Raw genomic sequence first — 18,191 nt, forward strand, 5'->3', positions numbered from 1 at the left:
AGGGAGGTGGGCCGAGAGCCAGGGCCCTGGACGATGGAACCGCGCCCACGGCGGTTGCTTGGTTTGACGGAATTGGAGAGCGCTACATGCGTATCGACGGGCAATGCCATTGCGGGGCTATCACCTATCAGGCCGAGATCGACCCGGAACGGGTCTCGATCTGCCATTGCACGGACTGCCAGGCGCTGACCGGCTCGCCCTACCGCGTCACGGTGATCTGCGACGCCGAACAGGTGCGGCTGACCGGAGGTGCGCCGAAGGTCTACGGCAAGCGGGGCGACAACGGCCGAATCCGCTTCCAGCACTTTTGCGGCGATTGCGGTTCGCCGCTGTTTACGAGCGGCGAGGACGGCGGGCCCGACGACTGGGGCATCCGCTGGGGCAGCATTCGCCAGCGCGGCCAATTGACCCCGCGACGCCAGGTCTGGTGCCGCTCCGCTGCGCCATGGATCAATGATCTCAAGGAATTGCCAGCGCACCCCAAGGACTGGAGCTGACGGATTGAGGTGTTGCGGCCTTGCGCCTCGGGGGCAGGCGAGGCTAAAGAGGCGCGCAGGTAAGGGCGGCTAGCTCAGCTGGTTAGAGCATCTCGTTTACACCGAGAGGGTCGGGAGTTCGAATCTCTCGCCGCCTACCAGCCTTTGAGCACGAATTCATCCGCTTGTTCGGTTCGCAGGGCGAAGGCTGTCGCACCGAAGCTCGAAGAGCGCAGGCGGACCGGCTGCCTGAATGTGCGGGCGTGCTTCCCCGTTTTGGATCCAGCCCTATGGCTGAAGCATCCTGATGGTCGCGATCGGCCACTTCCCGATGTGGCCCTTGATCGAGATGCGCAACCCATGAGATTCGTCCAGAAACACGCCCTCGACGGTCCCTGCGGTTCCATCGGTGAGAACCGCGGCTCGTCCGACCAGCTCGGCCTCCGCTTGCACATGCTCGCGCAGGATGACGGTGGCGCGGTGTTTCACGAGCTGCAAAGCGGCCTCTGGTTGATGAGCCCTACGGAGCAAGGCCATTGCACGGCTCTCGGTGAACGCGCGGAGAGGGCGCGATCCCGGCCGTGGGGTAGTTAGTCTCATGGGGTGGCCGGGACCGCGCTTGCTCCGCGCTGGCGTGCCGAATGTCATTCGATCCCCGATGGTGCGAAAGGTGCCGAAAGTCACGCGCTCAGATTTGATGCCGACGCTGCAGCGATGCTATTCTGTCCGCCTAACCGGGAACTTGATGCATGCGCAAACTCGCCGCGATTTTTCTTCTCACCATGATTGCCGGACCCGCATTCGCACAGTCGGATCACGTTCAGCGCTATCGCGAAGAGGTCGAGAAGTCGCCGGCCGATGCGGCCAACGAGGCGCGCCAGCAGCGAGCCTATCAGCGTGCGCTCAGCGGTGTGCCGGATCAGAAGCCGACCGATCCCTGGGGCATCGCGCGCAGTGACGGGCAGGGCGCGCCCAAGGCGAATGCCGCGAAGCCGAAGCCGGCCAAGCCCACGAGCGCAGCCGCCAAATAATCTCCGAGCGCGGATCAGGTCGATGAAATACTACGTCTGCAAATTGACCGGACCGCGCCCGACCTTTCCGCAGGACATGACGTCGCAGGAAGCCGCCATCATGCAGGCGCACGTCGCCTATTGCGGCGAACTGCTGCAGGCCGGCAAGGCGCTGGTGTTCGGACCGGTCGCCGATCCGGCCGGCGTCTGGGGCCTCGGCGTGCTGCAACTGCCCGACGACGCCGATCCGCAGGAGATCGTCGCCAACGATCCCGTCACCAAGGCGGATGCCGGATTCACCTATCAGCTGATGCCGATGCTGCGCGCCGCGACGCGCGAGACTTGCTAGGGCAAGATCCGGAAAAGTGCGAAGCGGTTTTCCGAAAGAGCATACCCAAACGTGAGACGACAGAAGGTTCCTGAGAAGGTTTGGATCGCATGAACGCAGGCCACCCGCAAAACGCCGATCAGATCGCATACTGGAACGGGCCGGGCGGTCAGCGCTGGGCCACACGGCAGGCCGCGCAGGACATCGTGCTGCAACCGGTGCTCGACCTCCTGATCGATCGCGCTGCGCCGAAAGCCGGCGAACGCGTCGTCGATGTCGGCTGTGGCAGCGGTGCCTCGAGCTTCGCGCTGGCGGCCAAGGTCGCGCCCGCTGGCCACGTGCTCGGCGTCGATGTCTCGGAGCCGATGCTGACGCGGGCGCGGCAGAGCGCGCCGCAGGGTTTGCCGGTCGAGTTCGCGCTGGCCGATGCGACCGTCTATCCGTTTGTCAGCGAGAGCTTCGATCTGTTGGCCTCGCGCTTTGGCGTGATGTTCTTTGCCGATCCCGTGGTGTCGTTCGCCAATCTGCGCAAGGCGATGAAGCCGACCGGCCGTCTCGCCTTCGCCTGCTGGCAGGAGCCGCGTGAAAATCCGTTCTTCATGACGCCGCTTGCTGCCGTCTACAAGCACGTGCCGAAACTGCCGCCGCTAGGGCCCGAGGATCCCGGCCCGTTCGCGTTCGCCTCCGAGGCCCGGGTGAAGCGGATCCTGGGCGAAGCCGGCTTCTCCGGCATTGCCATGGAGCCGTGCCGGGTTGAGCTTGATGTCGCGACCGGGCGCGGCATCGATGCCGCGATCCAGGGCGCGCTCGAGATCGGGCCGGCCAGCCGCGCGCTGGAAGGGCACCCTGATGAGGTGCGCGCTGCGGCGATCGCCTCGATGCGCGAGGCGCTGGCGCCGTTTGTCAAGGGCGATGCGGTGCTGCTGCCCGGCGCGATCTGGATCGTGACCGCGCGGGCCTGATCAGGCCTTCTCTTCCCAGATCATCGCCAGGTGCACGATGGTCTGCACGGCCTTCTCCATGTCCTGCCGGCTGACCCATTCGAGCCGCGAATGGAACGCGTGCTCGCCGGCGAAGATGTTCGGGCAGGGCAGTCCCATAAAGGACAGCCGCGAGCCGTCCGTGCCGCCGCGGATCGAGGTCTTCACCGGCGTGAGACCGGCGCGCTCGATCGCCTCGATCGCATAGGCCACGATCTGCGGGTGGCGATCGATCACATCCTTCATGTTGCGGTACTGCTGCTTGACCTCCATGCGGTAAGTCGAGCGCGGATAGCCCTTCATGACGTCCTTCACGATGTCTTCCAGCAGCGATTCCTTCTGCTTCAGGCCAGCCTCGGTGAAATCGCGCACGATGAAGTCGATCCGCGCGTTCTCCAGCGCGCCGGAGATCGCGACCGGATGCAGGAAGCCCTCCTTGCCCTCGGTGGTCTCGGGCGAGCAGGTGTCCTTGGGCAGGCGATCGACGATCGCGGCGGCGATCTTGATTGCGTGCTCCATCTTGCCCTTGGCGAAGCCCGGATGGGTCGCGACGCCTTCGATGATGATGCTGGCGCCGTCGGCCGAGAAGGTCTCGTCCTCGATATGGCCGGCGGTCTCGCCATCCATGGTGTAGCCGAAATCGGCCCCCAGCTTCTTGAGGTCGACCTTGTCGACGCCGCGGCCGATCTCCTCGTCCGGCGTGAACAGGATCTTGATGGTGCCGTGCTTGACCTGCGGATTGGTGATCAGGAAATGCGCGGCACCCATGATCTCGGCAAGGCCCGCCTTGTTGTCGGCGCCGAGCAGGGTGGTGCCGTCGGTGGTGATGATGTCGTTGCCGATCTGGTCGGCTAGCGCTTCGTGCTCGGCGGGGCGGATCACCTGCGAGGCATCGGCGGGAAGCACGATGTCGCCGCCCCGATAGTTCTTCACGACCTGCGGCTTGACGTTCTTGCCGGTGCAGTCGGGAGAGGTGTCCATGTGCGAGCAGAAGCAGATCACCGGCACTGTCTTGTCGGTGTTGGCCGGGATCGTCGCATAGACGTATCCGTGCGGATCAAGATGCGCGTCGGATATCCCCATCGCCTGCAGCTCGGCGACCAGCAGGCGCCCGAGATTCTTCTGCTTCTCGGTGGAAGGCGTGGTGGGTGAATCCGGATCGGACTGGGTGTCGATCACGACATAGCGCAGGAAGCGCTCGGTGACGGTGTGTTTGAAGTCGAGAGCCGGTGCCAGCATGAAAACCGCGCAAAAAACTGGAGAAAGGAACAATGCGCTTTGGCGAAGTTGGTTCGCGCGAGCAAACCGCGTCAAGGCGAGTTTCGAAGGACAATCCTATAACAGAAAAGCGCCACTCCGGGGCCGCGTCACGAGCCGGAATGGCGCTTTGTCTTAACGGAGAGAGTAGGCGCTAGACGGCTTCCTTCAGCTCCTTGGCGGCGCGGAAGGCGACCTTCTTGCTGGCCTTGATATGGATCTGTTCGCCAGTCGCGGGGTTGCGGCCCATGCGGGCGGCGCGCTTGCGGACCTGGAGGATGCCGAGGCCAACGATCCTGATGCGCTCGCCCTTCTTGAGGTGCTTGGTGATCCTGGTGACCATATCGGTCAGGATCGCCTCGGCCTGCTTCTTGGACAGCTCCTGCTCCTCGGCGATGGCCGCCGCCAAATGCTTCAGCGTGATCGTCGCCGGTGTCGCTGCTTTCTTCGCCATGTCTGGCCCTCCTCGTTGCTGAATGGCTGGATTGCTGCTTTTCACGCGAATGGCGCGCCGTTCGCGTCGGGAAAATGCGTCCGGAAAAGTCCTGAAAACCGCCGGTTCCGGGAACGGGCAGCGCCGGGCCGGCCACAGGAAACCCAGACGTATCAGGCCTTATTTGATTCGGGGCTTCGCTGACTACGCCGTTTCCCCTGAAAACAGGCGACAACCCGCGTACGCGCCGCGAAAATGCCGACGCTGTGCAGGGATCCGCAACGTCCTTGACTAACCGGATGCGGGCCTTTATGCCCTCGGTCCTGCGCGGATCAATCCGACGATCGGCATCCGCGGGAGTAGCTCAGTTGGTTAGAGCGCCGCCCTGTCACGGCGGAGGCCGCGGGTTCGAGTCCCGTCTCTCGCGCCATTCATTTCAATGACTTAGCAGCGTGTTTGGCCCGAAACCATTGGTCCCTGTGGACCGGTGCCATAACGAGTTGCCTCCCTCCTGTTCACTGCACCTGGCGACTGCCGCGACAGCTCAGGACGCCGCGAGGCCGACAACGCTGACCGGTTGAGCGGCCTGCTCGGGCCTGACCGATAATGCCACGCGCTGTTCGGGCGTCAGCCACCACAGCAGGAACAGCAGTGCTATCCCGTTCGACAGCAGGCCTGTCGTGAGCGGCACGTTCATGATCGCCTGAACTGCGATGCCCGACGAAACCGCGATGAAGCGCGGCGACAGGTGCTTTGAGACCATCGATCCCACTGACAGGATCAGACCACAGACGAAAGCCGACACCGGGGCGAGCGCAAGACCGACCGATGCGATGCCCTCGGTGGCGAGGAAGGACGCGTTGAAATTGCCGTCCTGATAAATCGCTCCGAGGGTCGGGCCAAGCTCGCCGTACGGGCAGGCGGCCATGTATCGCAGGACGGTGATCTGGCAGAACCGGGTGTGCTCGCGGTGCGCGAAGAAGTCGGCGTATTGATCGAGCGCGAGCGACGGGATCGCGACGAAGCGCAGATTGATGGTGCTGAACACGATGTAGGTCTTGTCGGCGACGAGAATGGCGAAAGCCAAAAGGCCGACGATCATCGGGATCAGAAATGCGAGCACCGTGGCCAGCCGCGGGTCGAACCGGCCGTACAGCCAGAACAGAAACGGCAGCCAGATCGGCAGCAACAGGACGGTCTTGTTGTTGACGACGGGATAAAAGCAAAGCGCAAGCAGCAGCACCCCGGCCGCCGGCATCCACCGCCTGCGCGATGCGAAATGCGCGAACAGGTAGGGCAGGACCGCGCCGATCATGATCCCGGTGAGATAGTTCATTAGGGCCGGCCGCACCACGGCGGTGCGGGCTGCGCCATAGGGATCGCCAAGATTGGCCCCGTAGGAGATGTCGCCGATCAGCACGGCAAGGCACGACGCCAGTAGCAGAACCGCGATGCGCTTGACGGCCGCTTCGGACAAATCGGGCCGCCAAACCGGGATGTTCTGTAACATCAGAGGGATCATCGCTGCGGCCAGCGCGGCGATCATGGCCCAGCGGGCGATGGCGTGCGGATAGTCGAACGCGCTGAAGAAGCTGAGCCAGACGAAGCCGAACACGGCTGACAGCAGCGAGAAGCCGACCAGATAACCGAAGCTGAATCGTACCGCGACGAACGCCGGGACGAACGCGACCATGATGGCGGTGCCGAGGACGGCTTGCGCGTTGATGCCGGATCGCCAGACATGCATCGCCGGAAATGCGTGCCCGCAGGCGATCATCGAGGCGACGCTGAGGACGAAGAACCCGGGGATGGCGATCCCGACAACCAGGTCATCGCGCGTCAATGTCATCGGTCCGTCCGAATCCGAAAGCTGCCAGGCAGCTAGCCGGTCGGCCCTGGACGAAGCAAGTTAAGCAATATCTCGGTCTGTGTTGTTATGTTTCTGCCTGGCCATTCGTCACCGCGATGCCCTATTGAATTCACACAACGGCAACACCTTGCCTTGATCAGGCAAAGAATGCGGCGACCGCGTTGAGGTCGGATTGTCCCGGCGCATCGCCGCGCAAATTGGCGTCGATGATGCGGCGACAGGCGTCAACCGTGTGGGTGTCGCCCAATTCGTTGGCGGCTTCGAGGATCGACCAGACCGTGTCCAAGGGAACGTCGCTCTGCGTAGTCGCCTTCGGGTCTGACAGCATTGACGGGGCCGCGGTTAGAATTCGAACAGGTCGCGGCCGCGCCGCGCCAAATTGTGCAGGTCCGCCATCGTGCCGCGCACCGCGTTGCAGCGGCGGCATTCGATGATGGTGTCGCCGGATGCATGCGCCGGATCGGCGACCTTGATCGCCAGGCTACCGCAATCCGTGCAGATGATCTTGAAGCCGGTTGAAATTACTTGCTGCTGCAAATTCATCGTGGCCTGCGCCTCTGTTGACGCCGACCTTAACCGAACAACTTTTAAGACTGGGGTCGCGGAGCGGATTGCAATCGAACAACCGCATTAGGACGCGGTTAAGATTTCGCCGCGGCCGCGCGGCCCTGCAGATGCAGCGTCGGCCTGCCGAGCCCTGCCGCGGCGGCGCGCACGGCATCGCGGGCATTGACGGTGATGATGCCGGCGGCGTGGGCCCAGACCGCGAGGTCGGAGGCGCTGTCGCCGGCGTAGATGAAGCCCCCGGGGAATGTCTTCCGCAACAGGTCGGCCTTGTTGGCGCCCTTGAGATTATGTTCGCCGTCGGAGGCAAGCACCTGGTCGATCCAAGGCAGACGCGACGCCAGCTTGTGTGCGAGCAGCGCGTCGGCCGCGGTTGCCAGCACGATGCGGCGGCCGGCCGCGTTCTCGCGCTCAGCCAATGCGACGACGTCCTGGTGCAGTTCGATCCGGCTCCAGTCGATGCGCTGGCGCTGTGCGAGCCGGCGCTTCAGCGCCGCGCGGCCGCGCGTCAGCCAGGCGGCGCATGACACGACGATCAGCGGATTGCGGCGCAGGATCGAGAAGAAGCTGAGATAGAGCAGGTCGCCCGTGATCAGCGTGCCGTCGAGGTCGAGCACCAGCGGCAGCGATGCCGGGAGGCCGAGCAAAGGGGGCGACCCGTCGGGGCGGGAAGCATCCTGTGGCTTCGCAGTGTCGTCGCCGGCGAGGCGAGGCTCAGTCATTCGCGGCACTCAGCCGGGTTGCGACGTTGCACACGCCTATGGCGCGCGCCCCGGTCTCGATGGTCCTGCAGTCGCCGTAGCCGAACTTGCTCGCAAAGGCCACACCATGCTGGTCCGAGCTTGAGACGATCAGGACCAACAAAAAAGGCCGCCCGAGGGCGGCCGTCTTACCTGTGGAAGCCAGCAGAAATCTTTAGCGGACCGTCGAGGTGCCCGACGAGGTGATCGCCACCGGTTTGCCGGCCTTGATGACCTGGGTGGTCTGGGCAGTCTGGGCGAAATCCGCGTTGTTCCGGGCCGAAATGCCGAGCGCCGCGATCCCGATCCCCGCAATAAGGGCAACCACCACAATCTTGAGATGGGTCGCGCGGTCAGCTGAATGGATCGAGTGGTTCATGGTCGCCTCCGGGCGTCTGTGCGCCGTCTATGGCAGGTACTGGTAAGGCCCATCTGTTTCCGGATCGTTTCGTGAGTTCCGGGAAATGGTTTCGTGCCACGGGCGGATTGGTTTCACCGTGCCTTGCGTCACACTGCCGGCCGGCTAAAACTGCCCCAGGCGCGGAAATGCGCTTGGGAGAAAAACAATAATGAAAACAATGAGACTAACCCGGCGCCGGGTGCTTGGAACCGGCTCCGCGGCACTCGCCGCCACGATGTTTGGTAAGCGCGCCGTTGCGGCGGCCGAGTTCGACTTCAAACTCGGTGTCAACACTCCGGAAACCCATCCGCTAACAATCCGCCTGACTGAGGCCGCCAAGGCGGTCGGCGCCCAGTCGTCCGGCCGGGTCAACATCACGGTGTTCGCCAACAGCCAGCTCGGCGGCGATCCGGAGATGCTGTCGCAGGTCCGCGCCGGCGGGATCGAGCTGTTGGCGGCGCCCAGCATGACGCTGTCGACGCTGGTGCCGCTATCGGGGCTGCCCAGCATCGGCTTTGCCTTCCAGTCTTACGACCAGGTCTGGGCGGCGATGGACGGCGGCGTCGGCGACCTCGTGCGCGAGGCGATCACGAAGACCGGCGTCGTGCCGCTCAAGAAGGCCTGGGACAACGGCTTCCGCCAGATCACCTCGTCGTCGAGCCGGCAGCTCAACAGCGTCGACGATCTCAAGGGTTTCAAGATCCGCGTGCCGGTGACGGCATTGCTGACGTCGCTGTTCTCAGGGCTCGGCGCATTGCCGTCGAGCATCTCCTACAGCGAACTCTATTCGGCGCTGCAGACCCACATCGTCGAAGGGCAGGAGAATCCGCTGGCGCAGGTCTCCACCGGAAAACTCTACGAGGTGCAGAAATTCTGCGCGCTCTCGAACCATTGCTGGAGCGGTTACTGGATCCTCGGCAACCGCCGCGCGATGGCCGGCCTGCCGCCCGATCTGCTTGAGCTCATCAATGCCGCGTTCGACGCCGCGGCGGTGAAGGAGCGTACCGATCTGGTCGAGATGGATCGCTCGCTGCAGGAGGAGCTAACCGGGAAGGGCATGACGTTCAACAAGCCCGATCCCGTGCAGTTCAGGGCCGCGTTGGTGAAGGCCGGCTTCTACACGCAGTGGCAGAAGACCTACGGCGCGGACGCCTGGGCGGCGCTGGAGAAATACACCGGCAAGCTGACGTGAGCGCAGCCTGACATCACGCGCCGGCTCGGCTGAGACGGGTGCTAGCTCGCGCGCGCGATGTCGGCGCGGATCGCGCGTGCCGCCAACACGAACAGCAGGGCACCGAGCGTCGTCGTGAGCGCGGCCGACAGCAGCGAGTAGCGAACCGCATCGACGCCGTAGGTGCCTTTCAGCGCGTCATTGATCATGCCGACGGCGAGGGGGCCGACGCCCTGGCCGAAGCAGGTCGCGGTCAGCAGCACGATCGCCCAGGCCAGCGCGCGCATGCTGGGTTTTGCCACCGTCTGCGCAATCGCGAAGATCGGGCCGAGATGAAAGCCGACCATGAACGAGGTCAGCGCCAGCGTCGCGACCATCAGCGTGAAGCTTTGCGTCAGCATGCACAGCGCGAACACCGGGCCGGCGAGACCGGACATGATCGCGGGCGCCCACAGCTTCCAGCGGTCGTCGCGACGGCCGATCTGCGCCACCACGAGGCCACCGATCAGCGTGCCCGCCATGCCGGCGAGACCCTTGAAGGTGCCGGCATAGGTGCCGATCTCGGCGCTGGTGAGGTGATGGATCCGCGCCAGGAACGGCGGGATCCACACCGCGGTGGCGTAGTTGGTGTAGGTCGTCAGACAAAAGCCGATCAGCACGATGACGAAGCTCGGCTGCGATACCAGGAAACGCAGCGTCGGCCCCAGCGGCTCGGCCTTGAAGGTCTCGGCCATCGCGCCGCGCTTCGGCTCGGCGATCGTCAGCCACAAGACGGCGGCGAGCGCGATGCCGGGCAGGCCGGCGGTGAAGAACGCCATCCGCCAGCCATAGTGCTGGTTGACATAGCCGCCGATGAAATAGCCGAGGAAGACGCCGAGATAGGTGCCGATCGCGTAGATGCCGAGCGCGCGCGGTCGTTCGTTCTTGTCGAAGAGATCGGCGATCATCGATTGCGAGGCCGGCGTGCCAGCCGACTCCCCGATGCCGACGCCGATCCGGGCCAAGGCCAGCGTCGTGACGCTGGAGGCGAGGCCGCAGAGATAGGTCATCGCGCTCCAGAACGCGAAGGCGACCGCGACGATGTTGCGGCGGTTGAGGCGATCGGCCATCCGCGCGATCGGAATGCCGAGCAGCGAATAGAACAGCACGAAACCGAACCCGGCGAGCAGGCCCATCGTGGTGTCGCTGAGCGTGAACTCCTTCTTGATCGGTTCGATCAGCACGTTGAAGATGGTGCGGTCGAGGAAGTTGAGGGCGTAGATGATCGTGAGCAAGGCGAGGACGTAGTAGCGGCGCGCCGAGGGCGCGGCCGCAGCTTGCGTTGGCGCGGCCGCCTGCGGTGCGACATCGACCATCACTTCCTCCCCCGATCTTCTTTGTTGTTGTTGCTTGCGCGCGGGCCTTACGCCTCGCGGATGTAATTCCCTGCCTCGAATTCGACCGGCCTCGTGTCGGCGTCGAACGACACCCCGATCGGGTCGCGGCCGGTGGCCATGGTCTCGAGCTGGTCAGCGAGCATCCGGCGGATCATCAGGATGCCGCGGTCGCTCTGGCCAAAATGCTCTTCGGAATGGATCGTCACCGCTCCCTGGCCGACCTGGGCCTCGTAGTCGCCGGGAAATTGCTGGTGCTCGGCCTCGGTCATGTCCCACCAGAACTTGCCGTTGAACTTCGAGCGCATCCGCCCGATATCGCCCGCGTTCTTGACCCGGCCGGCGACGTAGATGCGGAACGAGGTGTCGTCGATCGGCAAGGTCCAGCCGATCGATTCGACGCGCGCGAACTGCGCGACGCGCGGATTGGGCACGACGCGGAGTGTGGGGAGGGCGGCCTCGGTGACGCGATAGAACACCTTGCCGTCGTCCTGCCTGCGGATCGAACGCACCGTGACGCCGCGCGGCGACATCTCGAACTTCACCTCGGGCATCGAGGCCATCATGTTGGTGAACTGCGGCCCTGAGAACGAGCCGTGCAGCACCGGCACATGGTAGGGGTCCGCGACGTTCTCGAAATGCTGCAGCCAGTTGCAGGGGATCACGGCAGGGCCGCCGCCGCCGATCGAGGAATCGTCGGCCTCGACGAACTCGCCGTCGTCCATGTTCTCCAGGCACTCGTAGCGCGGCAGCACCGGCCTTTTCTCGGCCGGCCCCATATAGGCGAAGATGAGGCCGTAGCGTTCCTGCACCGGATACCAGGGCTGGCGCACCTTGTCCTTGAACAGGCCGCCTTCGGGCTCGCAGGGTTGTTCGAGGCAGCGGCCCTCGGTGTCGAACTTCCAGCCGTGATAGCAGCAGCGGATGCCGTCTTCCTCGACCTTGCCGTAATAGAGCGTGGTGCCGCGGTGGCAGCAGCGCGCATGCAGCAGGCCGGCCCGGCCATGCCGGTCGCGGAACAGGATCAGGTCTTCGCCAAGCGCGCGGACTTTTCTGGGGATATCGGTGGCGTCACCGGTGAGGCCGACCGGGTGCCAATACCGGCGCAACAGCTCGCCCATCGGCGTGCGGCGGCCGACCGAGGTGAGCTCGGTCCGGATGCTGGACGGCTTCATCGCATAGGCCGTGCCGAGATCGCGGTCCGACTGGGTGATCGTCATGTTGTCCTCCCCGCCGCTGGTCGGGCGCCGGCGGCTGATCTATCGTTGACCAAGTCAACGATAGAATAGATGACAATGTCAACGATATCGTTGAGCTTGGCAGCGCGCGGCTTTGTTGGCAGAGGGTGGTGATGACCGAGAAGCTCAGGACTGAGAGGGCCTTGCCGCCGGAGGCCGTTGTCGATTCCGAACTGGCGCCGATCACCGCGATGATGTCGTCACGGCTGATGGTGCTGGCGAACCTGCTCAGGCGCGGCGCGATGCTGCGCTACAAGCGCCTGACCGGCCTGTCCTCGGTCGAGTTCGGCCTGGTCGCCTCGCTCGGCCGGCGGCCGCCGATGAGTGTGGTGCGGCTCGCCGAGGCCGTCGGCATGGACAAGGGGCAGATCAGCCGGGCGCTCGCCGAACTCGTGGCGCGCAAGCTGGTGGCGAAGGCGGCCAACCCGCGCGACAACCGGGAGACCCTGGTCTCTCTCACCAAGGCCGGCCTGGCCGCCCATGATGCTATCGTGGCCGGCGCCCAGGAGCGAAACCGGCGCCTGCTGGAACAGCTTGCGCCAGGGGATCTCGAGCTGCTGCTCGGACACATCGATCGGCTCACCCTGGCCGCCGCCGAGATGCTCGCTGCCGAACGGGGGCTGGGCTGATATGGCAAGAGCGCAGGGCACAGGATGGCCGCCGCGGCGTTGCCCATGGAGGCAAGCGCATCCGCCTGATGAGGCCAAGAGCCCGCGGGAAGGACGGTAAAAGCGTCAAAATAGCTTGTCTTGCGCCCTCTGTTGCGCTGCGCTAAAGCCTCAAGAACAATTCCAATCAACGAATCTGCGGCACGTCCGAAACCGCAGCAAGAAGGCCTCGCCGATGACCGGCATCCTGCAGAATTATCTCCCACTTGTGGTCTTTATCGGAGTCGCGAGCCTGATCGGTCTGGCGCTCCTGATCGCGCCGTTCCTGGTCGCGTTCCAATCGCCGGACCCGGAAAAGCTGTCCGCCTATGAATGCGGATTCAACGCTTTTGACGACGCCCGCATGAAGTTCGACGTCCGGTTCTATCTGGTGGCGATCCTCTTCATCATCTTCGACCTCGAAGTGGCGTTCCTGTTCCCCTGGGCCGTGGCGTTCGGAAAGCTCGGCGCCACCGGGTTCTGGTCGATGATGGTGTTCCTGGCCGTGCTGACGGTCGGGTTTGCGTATGAATGGAAGAAAGGCGCGCTCGAATGGGATTGAGCCCCACCGCCGCAACCTCCCAGCCGGCGATTGCCAAATCTGAGATCGCCATGGCTCCGAAGGGTATTCTCGATCCGTCGACCGGCAAGCCGGTCGGCGCGAATGATCCGTTTTTCCTCGAGGTCAATCACGAGCTGTCCGACAAGGGCTTCTTCGTCGCCGCAGCCGATGACCTCATCACCTGGGCGCGCACCGGCTCCCTGATGTGGATGACCTTCGGTCTGGCCTGCTGTGCGGTCGAGATGATGCAGGTCTCGATGCCGCGCTATGACGTCGAACGCTTCGGCTTCGCACCGCGCGCCTCGCCGCGGCAGTCCGACGTGATGATCGTTGCGGGCACCCTGACCAACAAGATGGCGCCCGCGCTGCGCAAGGTCTACGACCAGATGCCGGAGCCGCGCTACGTCATCTCGATGGGCTCCTGCGCCAATGGCGGCGGCTACTATCACTACTCCTATTCGGTGGTGCGTGGCTGCGATCGCATCGTGCCGATCGACATCTACGTGCCCGGCTGCCCGCCCACGGCGGAAGCGCTGCTCTACGGTGTGCTGCTGCTGCAGAAGAAGATCCGCCGTATCGGCACTATTGAACGCTAAGGTTTCAGGTATGGACGACGGCAAGCTCGACGCCCTTGGGCAGACGATCGTGAGCGCGCTTCCGGGCGCGGCCACGGCGCACTCGGTCGCGTTCAATCAGCTCACTATCGACGTCGAGATTGGCAGAATCGTGGAGGTCGCCAGGTTTCTGCGTGACGATCCCGGCTGCCGTTTCGTCAACGTCACCGACGTGACCGCGGTCGACTATCCGAGCCGCGAGAAGCGCTTCGACGTCGTCTACCATCTGCTGTCGCCGACGCTGAACGCGCGCGTCCGTTTGCGCGGGCAGGCCGACGAGACCACGCAGGTGCCGTCGATCATCGGCGTCTTCCCGGGCGCCGACTGGTTCGAGCGCGAGACCTACGACCTCTATGGCGTGATCTTCACCGGCCATCCCGACATGCGCCGCCTGCTGACGGACTACGGCTTCGACGGCCATCCGCTGCGCAAGGATTTCCCGCTCACCGGCTTCGTCGAGGTCCGCTACGACGACCAGGAGAAGCGGGTGCTGTACGAGCCGGTCCGGCTTAACCAGGAATTCCGCAAGTTCGATTTCCTTTCGCCCTGGGAAGGCGCGGACTATCCGCTGCCCGGCGATGAGAAGGCCAAGGCGGAGCCGAAGCCATGAATGAACAACCGCAAAACCTTCGTAACTTCACCATCAACTTTGGGCCGCAGCATCCGGCGGCGCACGGCGTGCTTCGTCTTGTGCTGGAGCTTGACGGCGAAGTCGTCGAACGCGTCGATCCGCATATCGGCCTGCTTCACCGCGGCACCGAGAAGCTGATCGAGCACAAGACCTATCTGCAGGCGATTCCCTATTTCGACCGGCTCGACTATGTCGCGCCGATGAACCAGGAGCATGCGTTCTGCCTCGCGGCGGAAAAGCTGCTCGGCATTACGGTGCCGCGCCGCGGCCAGTTGATCCGCGTGCTCTATTGCGAGATCGGCCGCATCCTGTCGCATCTGCTCAACGTCACCACCCAGGCGATGGACGTCGGCGCGCTGACCCCGCCGCTGTGGGGCTTCGAAGAGCGCGAGAAGCTGATGGTGTTCTACGAGCGCGCCTCGGGCTCGCGCATGCACGCGGCGTTCTTCCGCGTCGGCGGCGTGCACCAGGACCTGCCGCCGAAGCTGATCGACGACATCGAGGCGTGGTGCGATCCGTTCCTCAAGGTGGTCGACGACCTCGATCGGCTGCTCACCGGGAACCGCATCTTCAAGCAGCGCAACGTCGATATCGGCGTGGTGCCGCTGAAAGAAGCCTGGGAGTGGGGCTTCTCCGGCGTGATGGTGCGCGGCTCGGGCGCGGCCTGGGACCTGCGCAAGTCGCAGCCCTACGAGTGCTACGCCGAGATGGATTTCGACATTCCGATCGGCAAGAACGGCGACTGCTACGACCGCTATCTGATCCGCATGGAAGAGATGCGCCAGTCGGTGCGCATCATGAAGCAGTGCATCCAGAAGCTCAAGGCACCCGACGGGCAGGGCCCGGTCGTGGTCGAGGACAATAAGATCGCGCCGCCGCGCCGCGGTGAGATGAAGCGCTCGATGGAAGCGCTGATCCATCACTTCAAGCTCTACACCGAAGGCGTGCATGTGCCGGCCGGCGAAATCTATGCCGCGGTCGAGGCGCCGAAGGGCGAGTTCGGCGTCTACCTCGTCGCCGACGGCACCAACAAGCCCTACAAGTGCAAGATCCGCGCGCCGGGCTTCGCCCATCTGCAGGCGATGGATCACATCTGCAGGGGCCATCTGCTGGCCGACGTTTCCGCCATCCTGGGCTCGCTGGACATCGTGTTCGGCGAAGTCGACCGGTGACGATGTCCGCATCCGAACCGCGCGCAATGAGAGTTTGATCGATGTCCGTCCGCCGCCTTGCCCCGAAGGAATTGCAGCCCGCGAGCTTCACGTTCACGGACGAGAATCTTGCCTGGGCCAAGAAGCAGATCGAGAAATATCCGCCGGGCCGTCAGGCCTCGGCCGCGATCGCGATCCTTTGGCGCGTGCAGGAGCAGCATGACGGCTGGGTTTCGGAAGCCGCGATCCGCGCCGTCGCCGACCTGCTCGAGATGCCGCATATCCGCATGCTGGAGATCGCGACCTTCTACACCATGTTCCAGCTCTCGCCGGTCGGCAAGAAGGCACATGTGCAGGTGTGCGGCACCACGCCGTGCCGGCTGCGCGGCGCCGCCGACCTGATCGAGGTCTGCCAGCACCGTATCCATCACGATCCCTTCCAGCTGTCGAAAGACGGCAACTTCTCCTGGGAAGAAGTGGAGTGCCTAGGGGCCTGCGTGAACGCGCCGATGGTGCTGATCTGGAAGGACACCTATGAGGATCTGACCAAGGAAAGCTTCGGCAAGGTGCTCGACGGCTTTGCCGCCGGCAATCCGCCGAAGCCGGGCCCGCAGATCGACCGTCAGTTCTCGGCGCCCGCCGGCGGGCCGACGACGCTGAAGGAAATCACCTGATGCGGAGCTTTCAGGTGCTGGCAAACGGGCAGGAAAACAAGGCAGGGAGGGGCGCTGCGATGAAGGCCTGGCGCACGATCGCCCTGCATACCGCTGTCGCGGCGGGCTTCATGTTCCTGCTGCAACGCTACGGCCTGAGCGCCACGCTGGAATCCAGCCTGTTGTGGGCCATCGTGTTCGGCGGCTGCGCCGCCGGGCTCGCTTATTCGCAAGCCAATCGGTGATGTTCGGAAAGTTTTGAGCATGCTCGACGACAAGGACCGCATCTTCAAGAACCTCTACGGCCTGCATGATTGGGGCCTCGAGGGCGCGCGCCGCAGAGGCGCCTGGGATGGCACCAAGGGGATCATCGACAAGGGTCGCGACTGGATCATCAACGAGATGAAGGCGTCGGGCCTGCGCGGCCGCGGTGGCGCCGGCTTCCCGACCGGCATGAAGTGGTCCTTCATGCCGAAGGAATCCAAGGACGGCCGTCCGAGCTATCTCGTCGTCAACGCCGACGAGTCGGAGCCCGGCACCTGCAAGGACCGCGAGATCATGCGGCACGATCCGCATCTTTTGGTCGAAGGCTGCCTGCTCGCGAGCTTCGCGATGGGCGCGCATGCCTGCTACGTCTATATCCGCGGCGAGTTCATCCGCGAGCGCGAGCGGCTGCAGGCGGCGATCGACCAGGCCTATGAGGCCAAGCTGGTCGGCAAGGACAATATCAACGGCTGGCCGTTCGACATCTATGTCGCGCACGGCGCCGGCGCCTATATCTGCGGCGAGGAGACCGCGCTGCTCGAGAGCCTCGAGGGCAAGAAGGGCCAGCCGCGGCTGAAGCCGCCGTTCCCGGCCAATGTCGGCCTCTATGGCTGCCCGACCACCGTCAACAACGTCGAGTCGATCGCGGTCGCGCCGGACATCCTGCGCCGCGGCGCCGCCTGGTTCGCCGGCATCGGCCGGCCGAACAATGTCGGCACCAAGCTGTTCTGCATCTCCGGCCACGTCGAGCGGCCCTGCAACGTCGAAGAGGCGATGGGGATTCCGTTCCGCGAGCTGATCGAGAAGCATTGCGGCGGCATCCGCGGCGGCTGGGGCAATCTCAAAGCCGTGATCCCCGGCGGCTCGTCGGTGCGCATGGTGCCGGCCGAGCAGATCATCGACACGCCGATGGATTTCGACTCTTTGAGCAAGCTGCGCTCGGGTCTCGGCACCGCGGCGGTGATCGTGATGGACAAGTCGACCGACCTGATCCGGGCGATCGCGCGAATCTCCTATTTCTACAAGCATGAGAGCTGCGGCCAGTGCACGCCGTGCCGCGAGGGCACCGGCTGGATGTGGCGCGTCTTGACCCGCATGGCCGAGGGCCGCGCCCACAAGCGCGAGATCGACATGCTGCTCGAGGTCACCAAGCAGGTCGAGGGCCACACCATCTGCGCGCTCGGCGACGCCGCCGCCTGGCCGATCCAGGGCCTGATCGCACATTTCCGTCACGAGATCGAAGAGCGCATCGACCAGTATTCACACAAGGCCGATCTCGACGATCAGGGCGTGCGCGATCCCATGCACATGGTAGCCGCGGAGTAATGCTGGCGATGACGCAACAGGCCGCATGGTGGCAGAAATACGGGACGCTTGCGCAGATGGCGCAGGCGACCGTAGCGCTGCTCGGCTTTGTTGCAATCCTGCTGCAGATCAACGAAATCCGCACCTCGAACCGCGCCTCCAGCGCGCGTTCGGCGTTTCTCGGCTACACCGATCTCGCATTCCAGAATCCGAAGTTCGCTCAGCCCGACTACGAGGCCATCAAGGCCGCCGGTCGCGAAGAGCGGTCCCAATATGAGAGTTTTGTCTCGTACTTCCTCTATGCCTGCGAGGAGACCTTTGCCGCCTTCGCGGACAAGCGCGAATGGCAGGCATCGTGTGACTACGACCTGAAACCGCATCTGCCGTTCCTCTGCGAGAAGAACCAGGCGCAGCCTGCCTACCTCGCGACCTACGGCGCCGACACCCAGCAATGGGTGAAGACCTCATTGAAAACCGCGAGCGTCGCACCGCCCGACTGCAAGCTCGGAAAGACTTGAGACAGA

At 64.3% G+C, this 18,191-nt stretch carries 24 protein-coding genes and 2 tRNA genes; 16 read left to right on the forward strand and 10 right to left on the reverse strand.

What is annotated here, in order from left to right; translation table 11 throughout:
* Positions 1-86: 86 nt before the first annotated feature.
* Together J2R78_RS35025 and J2R78_RS35030 are read left to right on the forward strand one after the other, a co-directional pair.
* Positions 87-497: a GFA family protein gene (locus J2R78_RS35025; protein WP_076825336.1), complete on the forward strand. Its 411-nt coding sequence runs from the start codon at positions 87-89 to the stop codon at positions 495-497.
* A gap of 63 nt (positions 498-560) precedes the next feature.
* Positions 561-637: transfer RNA gene (locus J2R78_RS35030), tRNA-Val, on the forward strand.
* A gap of 127 nt (positions 638-764) precedes the next feature.
* Here the strand turns inward: J2R78_RS35030 and J2R78_RS35035 are convergent.
* Positions 765-1,013 (reverse strand): hypothetical protein, encoded by a 249-nt coding sequence (locus J2R78_RS35035; protein ID WP_050384893.1) that lies wholly within the window; start codon positions 1,011-1,013, stop codon positions 765-767.
* Positions 1,014-1,225: 212 nt separating this feature from the next.
* Here J2R78_RS35035 and J2R78_RS35040 point away from each other — a divergent pair, with 212 nt between their 5' ends.
* The 3 genes from J2R78_RS35040 (at position 1,226) to J2R78_RS35050 (ending at position 2,776) form a co-directional block, all read left to right on the forward strand.
* Positions 1,226-1,507 carry a hypothetical protein gene (locus tag J2R78_RS35040; protein WP_038385060.1) on the forward strand — a complete coding sequence of 94 codons (282 nt, stop codon included), beginning with the start codon at positions 1,226-1,228 and terminating at the stop codon, positions 1,505-1,507.
* Positions 1,508-1,529: 22 nt separating this feature from the next.
* Positions 1,530-1,835: a YciI family protein gene (locus J2R78_RS35045; protein WP_253608448.1), complete on the forward strand. Its 306-nt coding sequence runs from the start codon at positions 1,530-1,532 to the stop codon at positions 1,833-1,835.
* A gap of 89 nt (positions 1,836-1,924) precedes the next feature.
* On the forward strand, positions 1,925-2,776 hold the full coding sequence (locus J2R78_RS35050) for a class I SAM-dependent methyltransferase (protein WP_253608449.1): 852 nt from the start codon (positions 1,925-1,927) through the stop codon (positions 2,774-2,776).
* On the opposite strand, the gene pepT is transcribed toward J2R78_RS35050, so the two are convergent.
* Positions 2,777-4,033, reverse strand: coding sequence for a peptidase T (pepT, locus tag J2R78_RS35055; protein ID WP_253608450.1), 1,257 nt, complete (start codon positions 4,031-4,033; stop codon positions 2,777-2,779).
* A 172-nt stretch (positions 4,034-4,205) separates the two neighbouring features.
* Positions 4,206-4,529 (reverse strand): HU family DNA-binding protein, encoded by a 324-nt coding sequence (locus tag J2R78_RS35060; RefSeq protein WP_259171327.1) that lies wholly within the window; start codon positions 4,527-4,529, stop codon positions 4,206-4,208.
* Positions 4,530-4,837: 308 nt separating this feature from the next.
* Between J2R78_RS35060 and J2R78_RS35065 the strand changes: the two genes are divergently transcribed.
* A tRNA-Asp gene (locus tag J2R78_RS35065) sits at positions 4,838-4,914 on the forward strand.
* Positions 4,915-5,028: 114 nt separating this feature from the next.
* Here the strand turns inward: J2R78_RS35065 and J2R78_RS35070 are convergent.
* The 5 genes from J2R78_RS35070 to J2R78_RS35090 form a co-directional block, all read right to left on the reverse strand.
* Complete coding sequence (locus tag J2R78_RS35070) at positions 5,029-6,333, reverse strand: hypothetical protein (RefSeq protein WP_253608451.1); 1,305 nt, start codon at positions 6,331-6,333, stop codon at positions 5,029-5,031.
* A 157-nt stretch (positions 6,334-6,490) separates the two neighbouring features.
* Positions 6,491-6,682 (reverse strand): hypothetical protein, encoded by a 192-nt coding sequence (locus J2R78_RS35075; protein WP_076825345.1) that lies wholly within the window; start codon positions 6,680-6,682, stop codon positions 6,491-6,493.
* Between the two features lie 14 nt (positions 6,683-6,696).
* Entirely contained in the window at positions 6,697-6,897 is a 201-nt protein-coding gene (locus tag J2R78_RS35080) for a hypothetical protein (protein WP_253608452.1), read from the reverse strand.
* A 98-nt stretch (positions 6,898-6,995) separates the two neighbouring features.
* On the reverse strand, positions 6,996-7,640 hold the full coding sequence (locus J2R78_RS35085) for a haloacid dehalogenase-like hydrolase (protein WP_253608453.1): 645 nt from the start codon (positions 7,638-7,640) through the stop codon (positions 6,996-6,998).
* 193 nt (positions 7,641-7,833) lie between these two features.
* Positions 7,834-8,037: a hypothetical protein gene (locus tag J2R78_RS35090; protein ID WP_253608454.1), complete on the reverse strand. Its 204-nt coding sequence runs from the start codon at positions 8,035-8,037 to the stop codon at positions 7,834-7,836.
* Positions 8,038-8,236: 199 nt separating this feature from the next.
* Here J2R78_RS35090 and J2R78_RS35095 point away from each other — a divergent pair, with 199 nt between their 5' ends.
* Positions 8,237-9,250, forward strand: a complete 1,014-nt coding sequence (locus J2R78_RS35095) for a TRAP transporter substrate-binding protein (protein ID WP_253610003.1) — start codon at positions 8,237-8,239, stop codon at positions 9,248-9,250.
* A gap of 41 nt (positions 9,251-9,291) precedes the next feature.
* Here J2R78_RS35095 and J2R78_RS35100 read toward each other — a convergent pair whose 3' ends face one another.
* Together J2R78_RS35100 and J2R78_RS35105 are read right to left on the reverse strand one after the other, a co-directional pair.
* Positions 9,292-10,584 (reverse strand): MFS transporter, encoded by a 1,293-nt coding sequence (locus J2R78_RS35100; RefSeq protein WP_253608455.1) that lies wholly within the window; start codon positions 10,582-10,584, stop codon positions 9,292-9,294.
* A gap of 47 nt (positions 10,585-10,631) precedes the next feature.
* On the reverse strand, positions 10,632-11,822 hold the full coding sequence (locus J2R78_RS35105; RefSeq protein ID WP_253608456.1) for an aromatic ring-hydroxylating dioxygenase subunit alpha: 1,191 nt from the start codon (positions 11,820-11,822) through the stop codon (positions 10,632-10,634).
* A 131-nt stretch (positions 11,823-11,953) separates the two neighbouring features.
* Between J2R78_RS35105 and J2R78_RS35110 the strand changes: the two genes are divergently transcribed.
* The 9 genes from J2R78_RS35110 (at position 11,954) to J2R78_RS35150 (ending at position 18,185) form a co-directional block, all read left to right on the forward strand.
* Positions 11,954-12,469, forward strand: coding sequence for a MarR family winged helix-turn-helix transcriptional regulator (locus J2R78_RS35110; RefSeq protein WP_253608457.1), 516 nt, complete (start codon positions 11,954-11,956; stop codon positions 12,467-12,469).
* Positions 12,470-12,683: 214 nt separating this feature from the next.
* Positions 12,684-13,049 carry an NADH-quinone oxidoreductase subunit A gene (locus J2R78_RS35115; protein WP_018271860.1) on the forward strand — a complete coding sequence of 122 codons (366 nt, stop codon included), beginning with the start codon at positions 12,684-12,686 and terminating at the stop codon, positions 13,047-13,049.
* 50 nt (positions 13,050-13,099) lie between these two features.
* Entirely contained in the window at positions 13,100-13,645 is a 546-nt protein-coding gene (locus J2R78_RS35120; protein WP_018271859.1) for an NADH-quinone oxidoreductase subunit B family protein, read from the forward strand.
* 10 nt (positions 13,646-13,655) lie between these two features.
* Positions 13,656-14,273, forward strand: a complete 618-nt coding sequence (locus J2R78_RS35125; protein ID WP_076825355.1) for an NADH-quinone oxidoreductase subunit C — start codon at positions 13,656-13,658, stop codon at positions 14,271-14,273.
* Positions 14,270-15,466 (forward strand): NADH-quinone oxidoreductase subunit D, encoded by a 1,197-nt coding sequence (locus J2R78_RS35130; protein ID WP_092077512.1) that lies wholly within the window; start codon positions 14,270-14,272, stop codon positions 15,464-15,466. The genes J2R78_RS35125 and J2R78_RS35130 overlap by 4 nt, the downstream gene beginning before the upstream one ends.
* Positions 15,467-15,507: 41 nt before the next feature.
* Positions 15,508-16,119: an NADH-quinone oxidoreductase subunit NuoE gene (gene nuoE, locus J2R78_RS35135; protein WP_253608458.1), complete on the forward strand. Its 612-nt coding sequence runs from the start codon at positions 15,508-15,510 to the stop codon at positions 16,117-16,119.
* Entirely contained in the window at positions 16,119-16,343 is a 225-nt protein-coding gene (locus J2R78_RS35140) for a hypothetical protein (RefSeq protein ID WP_050384881.1), read from the forward strand. The genes nuoE and J2R78_RS35140 overlap by 1 nt, the downstream gene beginning before the upstream one ends.
* Before the next feature lie 19 nt (positions 16,344-16,362).
* The gene (gene nuoF, locus J2R78_RS35145; protein ID WP_069276819.1) at positions 16,363-17,688 is read left to right on the forward strand and encodes an NADH-quinone oxidoreductase subunit NuoF; all 1,326 of its coding nucleotides are present in this window, start codon (positions 16,363-16,365) and stop codon (positions 17,686-17,688) included.
* A gap of 8 nt (positions 17,689-17,696) precedes the next feature.
* Positions 17,697-18,185 carry a hypothetical protein gene (locus J2R78_RS35150; protein WP_137477838.1) on the forward strand — a complete coding sequence of 163 codons (489 nt, stop codon included), beginning with the start codon at positions 17,697-17,699 and terminating at the stop codon, positions 18,183-18,185.
* Positions 18,186-18,191 lie beyond the last annotated feature (6 nt).

Origin of the sequence: Bradyrhizobium sp. USDA 4538 (assembly GCF_024171045.1) — a bacterium.
Lineage (GTDB): Bacteria > Pseudomonadota > Alphaproteobacteria > Rhizobiales > Xanthobacteraceae > Bradyrhizobium > Bradyrhizobium australafricanum.